This is a genomic window from Streptomyces sp. NPDC028419 (genome assembly GCF_055565515.1).
Genome location: NZ_JBVHUE010000045.1, coordinates 19,031 through 31,890 on the forward strand (window position 1 = coordinate 19,031; position 12,860 = coordinate 31,890).

14 protein-coding genes, 1 tRNA gene and 1 riboswitch are annotated in these 12,860 nt (G+C 70.5%); of the genes, 9 read left to right on the forward strand and 6 right to left on the reverse strand.

The window, feature by feature from the left end; all coding sequences use genetic code 11:
• Positions 1-7: 7 nt before the first annotated feature.
• From ACZ4UB_RS35210 to ACZ4UB_RS35220, 3 genes are all read right to left on the reverse strand, one after another.
• Positions 8-907 carry a DUF7916 family protein gene (locus tag ACZ4UB_RS35210; protein WP_468076671.1) on the reverse strand — a complete coding sequence of 300 codons (900 nt, stop codon included), beginning with the start codon at positions 905-907 and terminating at the stop codon, positions 8-10.
• Between the two features lie 92 nt (positions 908-999).
• A complete protein-coding gene (locus tag ACZ4UB_RS35215; RefSeq protein ID WP_468076673.1) occupies positions 1,000-2,256 on the reverse strand; it encodes a PTS transporter subunit EIIC in 1,257 nt (418 codons plus the stop codon).
• Positions 2,257-2,562: 306 nt separating this feature from the next.
• Complete coding sequence (locus ACZ4UB_RS35220) at positions 2,563-3,861, reverse strand: PTS transporter subunit EIIC (protein ID WP_354384429.1); 1,299 nt, start codon at positions 3,859-3,861, stop codon at positions 2,563-2,565.
• A 198-nt stretch (positions 3,862-4,059) separates the two neighbouring features.
• Here ACZ4UB_RS35220 and ACZ4UB_RS35225 point away from each other — a divergent pair, with 198 nt between their 5' ends.
• The 4 genes from ACZ4UB_RS35225 (at position 4,060) to rdgB (ending at position 6,332) form a co-directional block, all read left to right on the forward strand.
• On the forward strand, positions 4,060-4,338 hold the full coding sequence (locus tag ACZ4UB_RS35225; protein WP_354384430.1) for a PTS sugar transporter subunit IIB: 279 nt from the start codon (positions 4,060-4,062) through the stop codon (positions 4,336-4,338).
• 130 nt (positions 4,339-4,468) lie between these two features.
• Positions 4,469-5,194: a ribonuclease PH gene (gene rph, locus ACZ4UB_RS35230; protein ID WP_354384431.1), complete on the forward strand. Its 726-nt coding sequence runs from the start codon at positions 4,469-4,471 to the stop codon at positions 5,192-5,194.
• Positions 5,195-5,290: 96 nt separating this feature from the next.
• Entirely contained in the window at positions 5,291-5,677 is a 387-nt protein-coding gene (locus ACZ4UB_RS35235) for a hypothetical protein (RefSeq protein ID WP_468076676.1), read from the forward strand.
• Between the two features lie 40 nt (positions 5,678-5,717).
• Complete coding sequence (gene rdgB / locus ACZ4UB_RS35240; protein WP_468076678.1) at positions 5,718-6,332, forward strand: RdgB/HAM1 family non-canonical purine NTP pyrophosphatase; 615 nt, start codon at positions 5,718-5,720, stop codon at positions 6,330-6,332.
• 56 nt (positions 6,333-6,388) lie between these two features.
• Here the strand turns inward: rdgB and ACZ4UB_RS35245 are convergent.
• Both ACZ4UB_RS35245 and bcp read right to left on the reverse strand, forming a co-directional pair.
• A tRNA-Leu gene (locus ACZ4UB_RS35245) sits at positions 6,389-6,472 on the reverse strand.
• Positions 6,473-6,623: 151 nt separating this feature from the next.
• Positions 6,624-7,091 carry a thioredoxin-dependent thiol peroxidase gene (gene bcp, locus ACZ4UB_RS35250; protein WP_354382547.1) on the reverse strand — a complete coding sequence of 156 codons (468 nt, stop codon included), beginning with the start codon at positions 7,089-7,091 and terminating at the stop codon, positions 6,624-6,626.
• Positions 7,092-7,203: 112 nt separating this feature from the next.
• On the opposite strand from bcp, the gene ACZ4UB_RS35255 reads away from it, so the two are divergent.
• The 3 genes from ACZ4UB_RS35255 (at position 7,204) to ACZ4UB_RS35265 (ending at position 8,390) form a co-directional block, all read left to right on the forward strand.
• Complete coding sequence (locus ACZ4UB_RS35255; protein WP_468076680.1) at positions 7,204-7,524, forward strand: DUF3618 domain-containing protein; 321 nt, start codon at positions 7,204-7,206, stop codon at positions 7,522-7,524.
• Between the two features lie 22 nt (positions 7,525-7,546).
• The gene (locus ACZ4UB_RS35260; protein ID WP_354382545.1) at positions 7,547-7,891 is read left to right on the forward strand and encodes a GroES family chaperonin; all 345 of its coding nucleotides are present in this window, start codon (positions 7,547-7,549) and stop codon (positions 7,889-7,891) included.
• Between the two features lie 76 nt (positions 7,892-7,967).
• Positions 7,968-8,038: riboswitch (guanidine-III (ykkC-III) riboswitch) on the forward strand.
• 31 nt (positions 8,039-8,069) lie between these two features.
• Positions 8,070-8,390 carry a DMT family transporter gene (locus tag ACZ4UB_RS35265; RefSeq protein ID WP_328298869.1) on the forward strand — a complete coding sequence of 107 codons (321 nt, stop codon included), beginning with the start codon at positions 8,070-8,072 and terminating at the stop codon, positions 8,388-8,390.
• A gap of 8 nt (positions 8,391-8,398) precedes the next feature.
• On the opposite strand, the gene ACZ4UB_RS35270 is transcribed toward ACZ4UB_RS35265, so the two are convergent.
• The gene (locus tag ACZ4UB_RS35270) at positions 8,399-10,627 is read right to left on the reverse strand and encodes a transglycosylase domain-containing protein (RefSeq protein ID WP_468076734.1); all 2,229 of its coding nucleotides are present in this window, start codon (positions 10,625-10,627) and stop codon (positions 8,399-8,401) included.
• A gap of 567 nt (positions 10,628-11,194) precedes the next feature.
• Here ACZ4UB_RS35270 and ACZ4UB_RS35275 point away from each other — a divergent pair.
• A complete protein-coding gene (locus ACZ4UB_RS35275; protein ID WP_468076682.1) occupies positions 11,195-12,010 on the forward strand; it encodes an ABC transporter permease in 816 nt (271 codons plus the stop codon).
• 82 nt (positions 12,011-12,092) lie between these two features.
• Positions 12,093-12,857, forward strand: coding sequence for an ABC transporter permease (locus ACZ4UB_RS35280; RefSeq protein ID WP_354382556.1), 765 nt, complete (start codon positions 12,093-12,095; stop codon positions 12,855-12,857).
• Positions 12,858-12,860: the final 3 nt, after the last annotated feature.

Below are 12,860 nucleotides of genomic sequence, written 5' to 3' on the forward strand. Positions count from 1 at the left end.
GGGGTGCCTAACGGGCGCGGCGGCCGGAGAGGGCCATCCGGTTCCAGGTGTGGCGCCGGCCGCGGATGGCCACCGAGTACGCGTACATGACCTCGGGGTCGCACATCCCCGGGAGGTAGGAGTCGCCGAAGTGGTGGGCGTCGAAGCCCGCCTCCTTCGCGTTCAGGGCGAGCTGCGGGACCACGTTCGCGTGGCTGCCCTCCTGGCTCGTCCCGATGGCGCCCATCACGATCGCGCCCGCGTCCTGCACCGCCGCCACCGCCTCGGCCGCCAGCTCCCGCGTCACCCCGGGCAGCGTGCCGGGCAGCGGCATGACGACCCCGTCGGCGCCCGCGTCGACCAGCGCGGTGAGCCGGGCCGTGGTCACCCGCTCCGGGTGCCCGGCGTGGTGCATCTTGCCCGACCACAGGGCCGCGTCGGCGCCCAGCCCGCGGCGCAGCTCCTCGGTCACCCGGGCCATCGCGTCGTACGAGCCGCCCGTACCGGGGTTCGCGGTGATGCACAGCATCGCCGCGCCCATGTCGATCAGCCGCTTGGCGTACTCCGGCTTCGCCCGGCGGATCTCCGGTACGTCGCCGGGCTCCAGGTTCACGCCGATCGGGCGGCCGATCACCTGGGCCAGCTCCGTGAACGACGTGAACTCGCCCAGCCCCGGCAGCCGCAGCCGCTCCCCGTCCCAGGCGCGCTCGATGAGGTTCAGCACGACGACGTCCGCGCCGAAGGCGGCGACCAGCTCGGCGTTGTGCACCCCCCGGCCGTCCGGGTGCGGGGACAGCGCGGCGCGCTCGCCGAAGACCTCGGCGACCATGGTCCGCCCCTCGGCGGCGGCCACGGCCCGGGTCAGGGCCCGCCCGCGCAGGGCGGCGAGCTGTTCGCGGTCAAGGTCGAGAATGCGCTGTTCTGTCATGGTTCCAGGCTAGGCAACGCACCACGGCCGAAGCCCCTGTCATTCGGAAGGAATGACAGGGGCTTCGGACCTTGAACAGGTGTGGCTGAGGGCTACTTCGCCTCGGCCTTGGCCAGCTCGGCCAGCTCCTCGTCGGACTCGCGGCCCGGCGTCGGAAGGTTGAACTTGACGATGGCGAACCGGAAGATCGCGTAGTAGAGCGCCGCGAAGCAGAGGCCGACCAGGACGAGCATCCACGGCTTGGTCGCGATGCCGAGGTTCAGGAAGAAGTCGATGGCGCCGGCGGAGAAGCCGAACCCGTCCTTCATGCCGAGGGCCCAGGTGAGTGCCATGGAGACACCGGTCAGCAGCGCGTGGACCGCGTACAGAGCCGGGGCGATGAACATGAACGTGAACTCGATCGGCTCGGTCACACCCGTGACGAACGCGGTGAGCGCGAGGGAGAACATCATGCCGCCGACGACCTTGCGACGCTCGGGGCGGGCGCAGTGGACGATCGCGAGGCAGGCCGCCGGGAGGGCGAACATCATGATCGGGAAGAAGCCGGTCATGAACTGTCCGGCGCTCGGGTCACCCGCGAGGAACCGGGCGATGTCGCCGCTCTTGCCGTTGTACTCGCCGGCCTGGAACCAGGGGAAGGAGTTCAGCAGGTGGTGCATGCCGACGGGGATCAGCGCACGGTTGGCGACACCGAAGATGCCGGCGCCGACCGCACCCGAACCGACGAGCCACTCACCGAAGTTGTGCAGGCCCGTGCCGAGCACCGGCCAGATCAGGCCGAAGAGGATGCCGATGACCAGACCCGCGAAGGCGGAGAGGATCGGGACCAGACGGCGGCCACCGAAGAAGCCCGCCCAGTCGGGCAGCTTGGTCCGGTAGAACTTCTGGTAGAGCAGGGCGACGACTATGCCCATCACGACGCCGCCGAGGACCTTGGCGTCGACGGGCGCGTCCACGAGGACGACCTTGTGGTCGACGACCTTCTCGATCTGCGGGAGGCTGGAGTCGGTGAAGGTCCCCAGGACCTTGGCGAAGACGAGGTAGCCGGTGACGGCGGCGAGGGCCGTCGAGCCGTCCGACTTCTTGGCGAAGCCGATGGCGATGCCGACGGCGAAGAGCAGCGCCATGTTGCCGATGATCGCGTCGCCGCCGGCCGCCATGTACGTGGCGATCTTGTTGACGAAGTCGGGCAGCGAAGCCTTGCCCAGCATGTCGTCCTGGCCGAGGCGGATGAGCAGCGCTCCGGCAGGCAGCACCGCAACGGGGAGCATGAGGCTCCGGCCGATGCGCTGCATGACGGCCATCACGCCCGCGCCCTTCTTCTTTTCCGCAGCGGTGGCTGTGGACATCAACTTCCTCCAGTGGGCAGGCGCCGCCAGAGGACAGACTGGGGGACGGCGGCGTCTCAGAAAGGGGGGGGACCTCGGGGTCGTGCCCACGTGGTCTACACCACTAAGTGGTGTAGACCAGTTGTAGCACGGTGAGGTCTGCGTAAGGAACCCACCAATTCCGTGGCGGCGGACACATCTGGACATGAACGACAAAAGCCCCCGGACCCGAGGGGTCCGAGGGCCTTCTCGCCCGGGACGGATGGCCTTCCGTCCCGTTTGGCGCTCTATGTCGCGCGGCGGCTCGCGCTCCGCGGCGGCGCCGGGCTACTTGATGTTGTCCAGCTCCATCTGCGCGATCTCCTCGTCCGACTCCCGCCCCGGTGTCGCGAGGTCGAACTTCGTGATGGCGAAGCGGAAGACGACGTAGTAGACCACCGCGAAGGCCAGGCCGATCGGGATGATCATCCAGGGCTTCGTCGCCAACCCCCAGTTGATGACGTAGTCGATCAGGCCGGCCGAGAAGCTGAAGCCGTCGTGCACCCCCAGCGCCCAGGTGACCGCCATCGACACGCCCGTCAGCACCGCGTGGATCGCGTACAGCACCGGCGCGATGAACAGGAAGGAGTACTCCAGCGGCTCCGTGATGCCGGTGACGAAGGACGTCAGGCCCACGGACAGCATCAGGCCGCCCACCTGCTTGCGCCGGGCGGGCTTCGCGCAGTGCGTGATCGCCAGCGCCGCCGCGGGCAGCGCGAACATCATGATGGGGAAGAAGCCGGACAGGAACTGTCCCGCCTTCGGGTCGCCCGCCAGGAACATCGCGATGTCACCGTGGACCACCTGACCGTCCGGCTTGGTGAAGCTGCCGAACTGGAACCACACCGGCACGTTCAGGAACTGGTGCAGGCCGATCACCAGCAGCGCGCGGTTCGCCACGCCGAAGATCCCGGCGCCCCACGAGCCGAGCCCCACCAGCCAGTCCGAGAAGCTCTGCAGCGCGTCGCCGATCGCCGGCCAGATGCCCAGGCAGATGACGGCGAACGCGATCGCGACGAAGGCCATGATGATCGGGACGAGCCGACGGCCGTTGAAGAAGCCGAGCCAGTCGACCAGCTTCACCCGGTGGTAGCGCTGCCAGAACCACGCGGCCAGCAGGCCCATGATGATGCCGCCGAAGACCCCCGGGTTCTGGAAGGTGTACTCGGCGAAGGCGTCGCCCTGCCCCAGGCAGCCGCCCTTGATGTCCTTGGTGCCCTCCGGGCACGCCTTGGGGAAGGCGTGCAGGACGCCGCGGTAGACGAGGAAGCCGACGACCGCGGCGAGGGCGGTCGATCCGTCGGCCTTCTTGGCCATGCCGATGGCCACGCCGATGCAGAAGAGGAGGGGCAGGCCCAGGTCGGCGTTGAGCAGCGAGCCGCCCGCGTTCGCCATCACCTTGGCGACGTCCGTCCAGCCCAACCCGTCCTTGCCGAAGACGTCGTCCTGGCCGAGGCGGTTGAGGATGCCGGCCGCGGGGAGGACGGCGATCGGGAGCTGGAGGCTCCGGCCCATCTTCTGGAGCCCTTGGAAAATGCCGTTCCACCACTTCTGCTGCGGCACTGCTGCGGCGCTGCTCGCGCTCATCGGCGTCCTCCCTGGCCGGCCGTCGGAGCGGCCCGTTTTTGGCAGTTGCGACACTTGCGGCACACTGGTGTAGACCACTTCCGGCGCGGTCGCGTCCAGGCTGATGCTGATCGTTATGATTCGCCATATACCGGACATGTGCCCATGTAAGTGGGCCAACCGTGGGCTACCGTGACAGAGCGGACGCTCACGCGGAGTATGCGCCGCCGAGACTCGTTCTTCGTAGAACTCAGGGAGAAACAGATGGCCACCAAGGCTGAGAAGATCGTCGCCGGGCTCGGCGGTATCGAGAACATCGAAGAGGTCGAGGGCTGCATCACGCGCCTGCGCACCGAGGTCATCGACCCGAGCAAGGTCGACGAGGCCGCGCTCAAGGCCGCCGGCGCCCACGGCGTCGTCAAGATGGGCACCGCGATCCAGGTCGTCATCGGCACCGACGCCGACCCGATCGCCGCCGACATCGAAGACATGATGTGAGCTGAGCCCACCCGGCTCGCACACCCCGGCCGCCCCGGCGGCCGCACACGAAAGACCCCGTCCGGGCGCACCGGGCGGGGTCTTTCGCGCGACGCCGTGGGGCGGGCGCGCACCGGCTAGGCTCGGAGCCATGTCTCGCATCGACGGCCGTACGCCCGAACAGCTCCGCCCGGTCACCATCGAACGCGGATGGAGCAAGCACGCCGAGGGCTCCGTCCTCATCTCCTACGGCGACACCAAGGTCTTCTGCACCGCCTCCTTCAGTGAAGGCGTCCCGCGCTGGCGCAAGGGCAGCGGCGAAGGCTGGGTCACCTCCGAGTACTCGATGCTGCCCCGCTCGACCAACACCCGCGGCGACCGCGAGTCCGTACGCGGCAAGATCGGCGGCCGCACCCACGAGATCTCCCGCCTCATCGGCCGCTCGCTGCGCGCCGTCATCGACTACAAGGCCCTCGGCGAGAACACCATCGTCCTGGACTGCGACGTCCTCCAGGCCGACGGCGGCACCCGCACCGCGGCCATCACCGGTGCCTACGTCGCCCTCGCCGACGCCGTCGCCTGGGGCCAGCAGAAGAAGCTGATCAAGGCCGGCCGCAAGCCGCTCACCGGCACCGTCGCCGCCGTCAGCGTCGGCATCGTCGACGGCGAGCCGCTGCTCGACCTCTGCTACGAGGAAGACGTCCGCGCCGAGACCGACATGAACGTCGTCTGCACCGGCGACGGCCGCTTCGTCGAGGTCCAGGGCACCGCCGAGGGCGAGCCCTTCGACCGCAAGGAACTCAACGCCCTGCTCGACCTCGCCGCGGGCGGCTGCGCCGACCTGGAGGCCATCCAGCGCGGCGCCCTGGAGCTGTAGCAACCGCCGGGCGCGGTCGCGCGTCATGACGGGTACGGGCGCACGGTGTCGAAGCCGTGCGCCCGTCCACGTATCCGGCCACCCGGGGGAGCCCGCATGTCCCAGTACCGTCGCCTGTCCGCCGTCCTGCTGGCGGCCGCGCTCGCCGTGCCCGCCCTGACCTCCTGCGACGCGATCTCCACGGCGATGGACTGCGCGAACACGGCGGTGGCCATCACGGACGGCGCCAACGACCTCCAGCAGGCCGTCTCCCAGGCCGGCAACAGCCCCCAGGACGCCCAGAACGCGCTCGATCAGATCGAGCAGAACCTGAAGAAGGTCGGCAAGCAGACCGACAACGCCGACCTCGGCAAGGCCGTCGACTCCATGACCAAGGCCGTCCAGAACGTCCGCACCTCCATCGAGAGCGGCAACAAGACCCCGGACATCACCCCGGTGGCCGACGCGGCCAAGGAGATCTCCAAGGTCTGCACCCCGGGCTGACCGGCCGCGAGCCGCCGTGCGCCCACGGGATAATGGCCGCATGACCTCGACGACCCCCCGCCTGATCCTGGCCACCCGCAACGCGGGCAAGGTCACCGAACTCCGCGCGATCCTGTCCGACGCCGGCCTGCCGCACGAGCTGGTCGGCGCGGACGCCTACCCGGAGATCCCCGACGTCAAGGAAACCGGCGTCACCTTCGCCGAGAACGCCCTGCTCAAGGCCCACGCCCTGGCCCAGGCCACCGGGCTCCCGGCCGTCGCCGACGACTCCGGGCTCTGCGTGGACGTGCTGAACGGCGCCCCCGGCATCTTCTCGGCCCGCTGGGCCGGCGCCCACGGCGACGACCAGGCCAACCTGGACCTGCTGCTGGCCCAGCTCGGCGACATCGGCGACGAGCACCGCGCGGCCCACTTCGCCTGCGCCGCCGCCCTCGCCCTCCCGGACGGCACCGAACGCGTCGTCGAGGGCCGCCTCCTGGGCACCCTGCGCCACGCCCCCGCCGGCGCCGGCGGCTTCGGCTACGACCCGATCCTCCAGCCGCTGGGCGAGACCCGCACCTGCGCGGAACTCACCGCGGCGGAGAAGAACGCCATCTCCCACCGCGGCCAGGCCTTCCGCGCCCTGGCCCCGGTGGTCCGGGAGCTGTTGGGCTGACACCGGTACGCCGAGGGCCCGGTACGCGGCTGCGTACCGGGCCCTCGGCGTTGACGTGCGGTTGGGGGGACTCGAACCCCCACGGGTGTTACCCCACTAGGACCTAAACCTAGCGTGACTGCCAATTCCACCACAACCGCATGCATACCAGGTCGATATGGACATCCCCCGGTGCGCTGCGGTCAGTCTAAGGCTGCCGGGGGCCGGCTCGTGCGGAGTTGTGCCACCGATCGCCGCGCCATCCCTGTGCGAGGGCGCGGCGATCGGGGCGGATCCGGCCCCGGACCGGGGTCAGATGCCCAGGTCCTTGATGATCTTGGCTACGTGGCCGGTGGCCTTGACGTTGTAGAAGGCGTGCTCGACCTTGCCCTCCTCGTCCACGACCACCGTGGAGCGGATGACGCCGGTGACGGTCTTGCCGTACAGCTTCTTCTCGCCGTAGGCGCCGTACGCCGTCAGGACCTCCTTCTCGGGGTCGCCGACCAGGGTGACCTTCAGGTGCTCCTTCTCGCGGAACTTCGCCAGCTTCTCCGTCTTGTCGGGGGAGACGCCGATGACGTCGTAGCCGGCCGTGGCCAGCAGGGCGAGGTTGTCGGTGAAGTCGCAGGCCTGCTTCGTGCAGCCCGGGGTGAGGGCCGCCGGGTAGAAGTAGACGATGACCTTGCGGCCCTTGTGGTCGGCGAGCGAGACCTCGTTGCCGTCCGCGTCGGGCAGGGTGAAGGCGGGCGCGGTGTCGCCGGGCTGCAGTCGCTCGCTCATGTCTCAGCAGTCTCCTCGGGAGGGGATCGGTACGGGACGAGACTAAGCTGACAGACTGTTCACGGCGGACTACGCCCCTTACGACCAGGACCACGACGACGGAGGCAGCGCGGTGCCGGAAGCCAGGACCCCCGAGCAGATCGAGGCGGACATCGTCCGCAGGCGCGAGCAGCTCGCCGAGACGCTCGACGAGATCGGCGTGCGCATGCACCCGAAGACGATTGTCGGGGACGCCAAGGCCAAGGTCGCCGGAGCCGTGGACCACACCGCGGGCCGCGCCTTCGTCGCCGTCAACCGGCTCGTCACCGATGTGAAGGGCGGCCTGCGCGACGACGACGGGGCCCCGCGCATCGAGCGGATCGTGCCCGTCGCGCTGGTGGCGGTGGCCCTCGTGGGGCTGCTGGCGCTGGGCGCCCGCCGCAAGCGCGCCTGACGCGGACGGGTAGGTTCGGGGCGTGAGCGAGAACAGCACCCACGACGACAAGCTGCCCATCCGCATGCTGCACGACCGCGTGCTCGTACGGTCCGACACGCCCGAGGGCGAGCGCCGCTCGGGCGGCGGGATCCTGATCCCGGCGACGGCCGCCGTGGGCAAGCGGCTCGCCTGGGCCGCCGTGGTGGCGGTCGGGCAGAACGTGCGCAGCGTGGAGCCCGGCGACCGGGTGCTGTACGACCCGGAGGACCGGGCCGAGGTCGAGGTGCGCGGGGCGACCTACATCCTGATGCGCGAGCGGGACCTGCACGCCGTGGCCGCGGAGCGGCTGGAAGGCGCCGAGGATTCGACCGGTCTCTACCTCTGAGTCCGTCAGGAACGTGAAGGCAGGAACGTGAAGAAGGGCCGGTGACCGAGGTCACCGGCCCTTCGGCCGCTCCTCCCGCGGCCTTTGCTACGGTGGAGGGGATTCCCGACGAGACGCGCCGTACCGGGTCCGACAAGACGACGCACCTGATGTCCGTTCTCGTCCGGAGGTGCCCGTCATGGCATGGATCCTGCTTCTGCTCGCCGGTCTGCTCGAAGTCGGCTGGTCGATCGGCATGAAGTTCACCGAGGGTTTCACCCGGCTGTGGCCCAGTGTGTTCACCGGCGCCGGGATCGTCGCGAGCATGGTGTTGCTGTCCTACGCCGCGAAGACGCTGCCGATCGGTACGGCGTACGGCGTGTGGGTCGGCATCGGCGCGGCCGGGGCGGCGGTGCTGGGAATGGCGGTCCTCGGTGAGCCCGTGACCGCCGCCCGGATCTTCTTCATCTGTCTGCTGCTGGTCGCCGTCGTGGGGCTCAAGGCGACCTCCGGTCACTGACCGGGCGGTCACTGACCGAACAGGTCCGGTCCCAGCGTCGTGCCGCCGCGGTCGCCCTGGGTCGTCGTACCGCCCTGATCGCCCGCCGTGGTGCCGCCCTGGTTGCCCGCGGTGGTGCCGCCCTGGTCTCCCTGGGTGGTGCCGCCGCGGTTCCCGGAGGTGGTGCCGCCGTTGCTCGGGGTGCCGGTGGTGGTCGTGCCTCCGTTGCTCGGGGTGCCCGTGGTGCCGCCGTTGCTGGGGGTGCCGGTGGTGCCTCCCGTGCCGGGGGTCCCGGTGGTGCCGCCGTTGTCGGTGGCCGGGGGGCGGGTGAACGGGGAGTCCGGAGTGACCGGCGGCGGGGGCGGCAGGCCGCCACCGGGCTGGAGGTCCAGGTCGAAGTCCTGCGGGTCGCTGCCGGCGAGCGCCGCCTTGGTGTACGCCGCCCAGATCCGGGCCGGGTAGCCGCCGCCGCTGATGCGCGGCTCGCCCAGGGCGTTGTAGAGGGGTTCGGTGGTGCCCTTGTCCGGGTCCTGACCCATGATCGAGACGACCGTGACCAGGTCCGGGGTGTACGCCGCGAACCAGGCGGCCCGGTCCTGCTCGGCGGTGCCGGTCTTGCCCGCCGCGGGGTGTCCGGCGGCGAGGGCGGCCGTGCCCGTTCCGTTGTCGACCACGCTGACCAGCATCGACGTGGTGGTGTCGGCGGCTTCGCGGGTGACGGCCTGGCGCCCGGAGCGGTCCGGGAGGGGGACCGTGTCGTCGCCCTTGGAGATCTTCTCGACGAAGGTGTAGGGGGTGTAGCGGCCGTGGTCGGCGAGGGTCGCGTACGCCTGGGTCATGTCGAGGACGCTGGCCTGCACGGTGCCGAGCGCGATGGCCGGGCCCGCGTCGAAGTTGGGGGTGTTCTCGGGGATGCCGAGGTCGACGGCGGTCTTCTTGACCTTGTCGGTGCCGACGTCGACCGCCATCTGCGCGTACACGGCGTTCACGGAGAGGTCGGTGGCGGTGCGGACGGTGATGTTCCCGTAGGAGGCGTCGTCCTCGTTGGAGGGGGCGAAGGGGATCCGGCTGCCGACCACCGGGCGCTTGTTGGCCCCGCTGTAGACGGTGTTCGGGGTGATCGTGCGGCCGTCCTGGGTGCGCGCGTCGTTCTCGACGGCGGAGGTGAAGACGAACGGCTTGAAGGTGGAGGCCACTTGGAAGTCGTGCCGGGTGGCGTTGTTGACGTACTGCTTGGTGTAGTCGATGCCGCCGTAGAGCGCGACGACCTTGCCGGTGGCCGGGTCGATGGAGGCGCCGCCCGCGCGGACGACCCGGTCCGCCTTGCGGGCTTCCGGGTCGAGCTTGCTCAGCATCTGCTTCTGCACGGAGTCGACGAAGGCGTTCTGGCGGCGCTTGTCGATGGTGGTGGTGATGCGGTAGCCGCCTTCGGAGAAGGTCTTGTCGTCGAGGATCTTGCGGTCGACGATGTACTCCTTGATCGCCTCGACCAGGTAGCCGCGCTGGCCGGAGAGGCCGGCCGCCGGACGGACCTTGCCGGGCTCGGGGAAGGCGGTGGCGGCCCGTTCGGCCTCGGGCATCCAGCCCTTCTTCACCATGCCGTCGAGCACGTAGTTCCAGCGGGCGAGCGCGCGGGGGCGGCCCTGGGGGTGGGCGACGACGTCGAAGGCGCTGGGGGAGTTGAGCAGGGTGGCCAGGTAGGCGCCTTCGGCGGTGGTCAGCTTGCTGACGTCCTTGCCGTAGTAGGCCTGGGCGGCGGCCTGGATGCCGTAGGCGTTGCGGCCGAAGTAGCTGGTGTTCAGGTAGCCCTCCAGGATGTAGTCCTTGGACTTCTCCCGGCCGAGCTTGATCGCGATGAAGAACTCCTTGGCCTTGCGCTCCACGGTCTGTTCCTGGCCCAGGTAGTAGTTCTTGACGTACTGCTGGGTGATGGTGGAGCCGGACTGGGTGCCCTTGCCGGTCGCCGTGTTCCAGGCGGCGCGCAGCATCGCCTTGGGGTCGACCGCCCGTTCGGAGTAGAAGTCCCGGTCCTCGGCGGCGAGTACGGCCTCCTGGACGGTCCGGGGGATCTCGGAGAGCGAGACGTTGACGCGGTTGACCTCGCCGTCGCGGGCGAGCGGGGAGCCGTCGGAGTACAGGTACACGTTGGACTGGGCGGTGGCCGCGGCGTTGGCGGGCGGGATCTTGACCAGGAGGTAGCCCGCGATCAGGACACCGCTGATCAGGAGGAGCAGCAGCAGGAACGCGCCGAGCAGCATCCGCCAGGTGGGGAGCGCGCGGCGCCAACCGGTCCGTTTGCGCTTGCCCTTGGGCGGCCGGGGGCCCGTGGGCGGGCCGGGGGCGGTGGGGGGCGGGGCCGGGGACGCTGCCGCCGCCGCCGCTGTGGGGGTGGGGGGCTTCGGGTCGGGCTCGGGCGCCGGCTCGGCGGCGGGCTTGGGCTCGGGGACGGGCCCGGATGCGGGCTCGGGCTCGGGCTCGACGTCGGCCGGCTCGGTGGCGGCCTCGGGCTCGGTGGCGGCCTCGGGCTCGGGCGCCGGCTCGGTGGCGGGCTCGGGCTCGGGGGTGGGTACGGCGTCCGGTTCGGCCGGTGGTTCGGCGGGGGTGTCCGGGTCCCGAGGGGTCCAGCCCGGCGGTGGTGACTGGTCGCTCATGTCTCCAGGGCTCCTCGGCGCCATACGAAATATCCGTGTCTGTACCTAATGGTGTCTACCCGATGACCAATGATTCCGCGCCGGACGGGGGTAAATCCCTCGCGTGGATCGCCCCACCGCACTAAGCTCGCGCGCTTTGGCCGTCGTAGGAACAACGTGCAAACGGAGGAATCGGTGCACCGGACCGCGTACCTCTATGCGGCGATCGCGGCGGGCGGCTTCCGCCGCTACGCCACCTACGGAACGGCGACCGCCGCGGGCGTGTTCACCAACACCGTCTTCGGCTTCATCGTGGCGTACACCTACATCGCGCTGTGGGACCAACGACCGGGCCTCGGCGGCTACGACCAGGCGCAGGCCCTGACCTTCGTCTGGGTCAGCCAGTCCCTGCTCGCCGCGGGCGCGCTCATCGGCGGCGGCTTCCAGGAGGAGATGCAGGAGCGCATCCGAACGGGTGACATCGCCGTCGACCTCTACCGCCCCGCGGACCTCCAGATGTGGTGGTTGGCCGCCGACATGGGGCGGGCCGCCTTCCAGCTGCTGGGGCGCGGGGTGGCCCCGCTGCTCGCCGGGGCGCTCGCCTTCCGGCTCGCGCTGCCCACGGCACCCGGGCGTTGGCTGCTCTTCCTGGTGTCCGTACTGCTCGGGCTGGTGGTGAGCTTCGCGCTGCGCTACCTGCTGGGGCTGTGCGCCTTCTGGCTGTTGGACGGGTCGGGGATCAACATGATGGCCACCCTCGTCTCGATCTTCTTCTCCGGGATGCTGCTGCCCCTGACCGTCTTCCCCGGCGGCTTCGGCGAGGTGGTCCGGATGCTGCCCTGGAGCGCGATGCTCCAGGTGCCGCTGGACGTGCTGATGGGCAAGCAGGTGGGGGCCCTGGGCGCGGCGCGGGCGCTCGGCTTCCAGGCGGTGTGGGCGTGCGCGCTGCTGGGCGCGGGCCGGCTGGTGCAGTCGGCGGCGACGCGCAAGGTGGTGGTCCAGGGTGGCTGAGTCGGCGCACGTGCTGGGGGAGCGGCTCGGCTTCTGGCGACAGGCGGGCACGGGGCTGCGCGGTTACGGCCTGATCGTGGCGATGTGGATCCGCGCGACCATGACCTACCGGAGCTCCTTCCTCATCGCCCTCTTCGGCAACGCGGCCGGGAGCCTGTTGGACTTCGTCGCGATCTTCATCATGTTCCGGCACGTGCACGTCCTCGGCGGCTTCACGCTGCCGGAGATCGCCCTGCTGTACGGGTCCAGCTCGGCGTCCCTGGGCCTCGCCGACCTGCTGCTCGGCAATACGGACCGGATCGGGGTCCGGATCCGCGACGGCTCGCTCGACACGATGCTGGTGCGCCCCGTGCCGGTGTTGGCGCAGGTCGCGGCGGACCGGTTCGCGCTGCGGCGGCTCGGGCGCGTGGTGCAGGGGCTGGGGGTGCTGGGCTGGTCGGTCTCGGCGCTGGACGTGGACTGGACGCCGGGCCGGGTGCTGCTGCTGCCGGTGATGGTGCTGGCGGGGGCCGCGATCTTCGGGGCGGTGATGGTGGCGGGGGCGGCGTTCCAGTTCGTCGCCGGTGACGCGGCCGAGGTGCAGAACTCCTTCACCTACGGCGGCAACACGATGCTCCAGTACCCGCCGACGGTCTTCGGCAAGGAGCTGCTGCGCGGGGTGACCTTCGTGGTGCCGCTGGCCTTCGTGAACTGGCTGCCGGCCCTGTACGTGCTGGGGCGGCCCGACCCGCTGGGGCTGCCGGGGTGGCTGGCGTTCGTGAGCCCGCTGGTCGCGGGGCTGGTCCTCGTACCGGCGTCGCTGGCGTGGCGGGCGGGGCTGCGCTCCTACCGGAGCACCGGGAGCTGAGGG

Bases quoted from the DNA above. Each gene is read 5' to 3' on its own strand.
- ACZ4UB_RS35220 (WP_354384429.1), bottom strand. From the start codon at position 3,861: ATGAGCGCGAGCAGCGCCGCAGCAGTGCCGCAGCAGAAGTGGTGGAAC.
- ACZ4UB_RS35280 (WP_354382556.1), top strand. From the start codon at position 12,093: ATGTGGATCCGCGCGACCATGACCTACCGGAGCTCCTTCCTCATCGCC.
- ACZ4UB_RS35270 (WP_468076734.1), bottom strand. From the start codon at position 10,627: ATGCTGCTCGGCGCGTTCCTGCTGCTGCTCCTCCTGATCAGCGGTGTC.
- ACZ4UB_RS35210 (WP_468076671.1), bottom strand. From the start codon at position 907: ATGACAGAACAGCGCATTCTCGACCTTGACCGCGAACAGCTCGCCGCC.
- rph (WP_354384431.1), top strand. From the start codon at position 4,469: ATGTCTCGCATCGACGGCCGTACGCCCGAACAGCTCCGCCCGGTCACC.
- ACZ4UB_RS35265 (WP_328298869.1), top strand. From the start codon at position 8,070: ATGGCATGGATCCTGCTTCTGCTCGCCGGTCTGCTCGAAGTCGGCTGG.
- bcp (WP_354382547.1), bottom strand. From the start codon at position 7,091: ATGAGCGAGCGACTGCAGCCCGGCGACACCGCGCCCGCCTTCACCCTG.
- ACZ4UB_RS35225 (WP_354384430.1), top strand. From the start codon at position 4,060: ATGCGCCGCCGAGACTCGTTCTTCGTAGAACTCAGGGAGAAACAGATG.
- ACZ4UB_RS35215 (WP_468076673.1), bottom strand. From the start codon at position 2,256: ATGTCCACAGCCACCGCTGCGGAAAAGAAGAAGGGCGCGGGCGTGATG.
- ACZ4UB_RS35235 (WP_468076676.1), top strand. From the start codon at position 5,291: ATGTCCCAGTACCGTCGCCTGTCCGCCGTCCTGCTGGCGGCCGCGCTC.
- rdgB (WP_468076678.1), top strand. From the start codon at position 5,718: ATGACCTCGACGACCCCCCGCCTGATCCTGGCCACCCGCAACGCGGGC.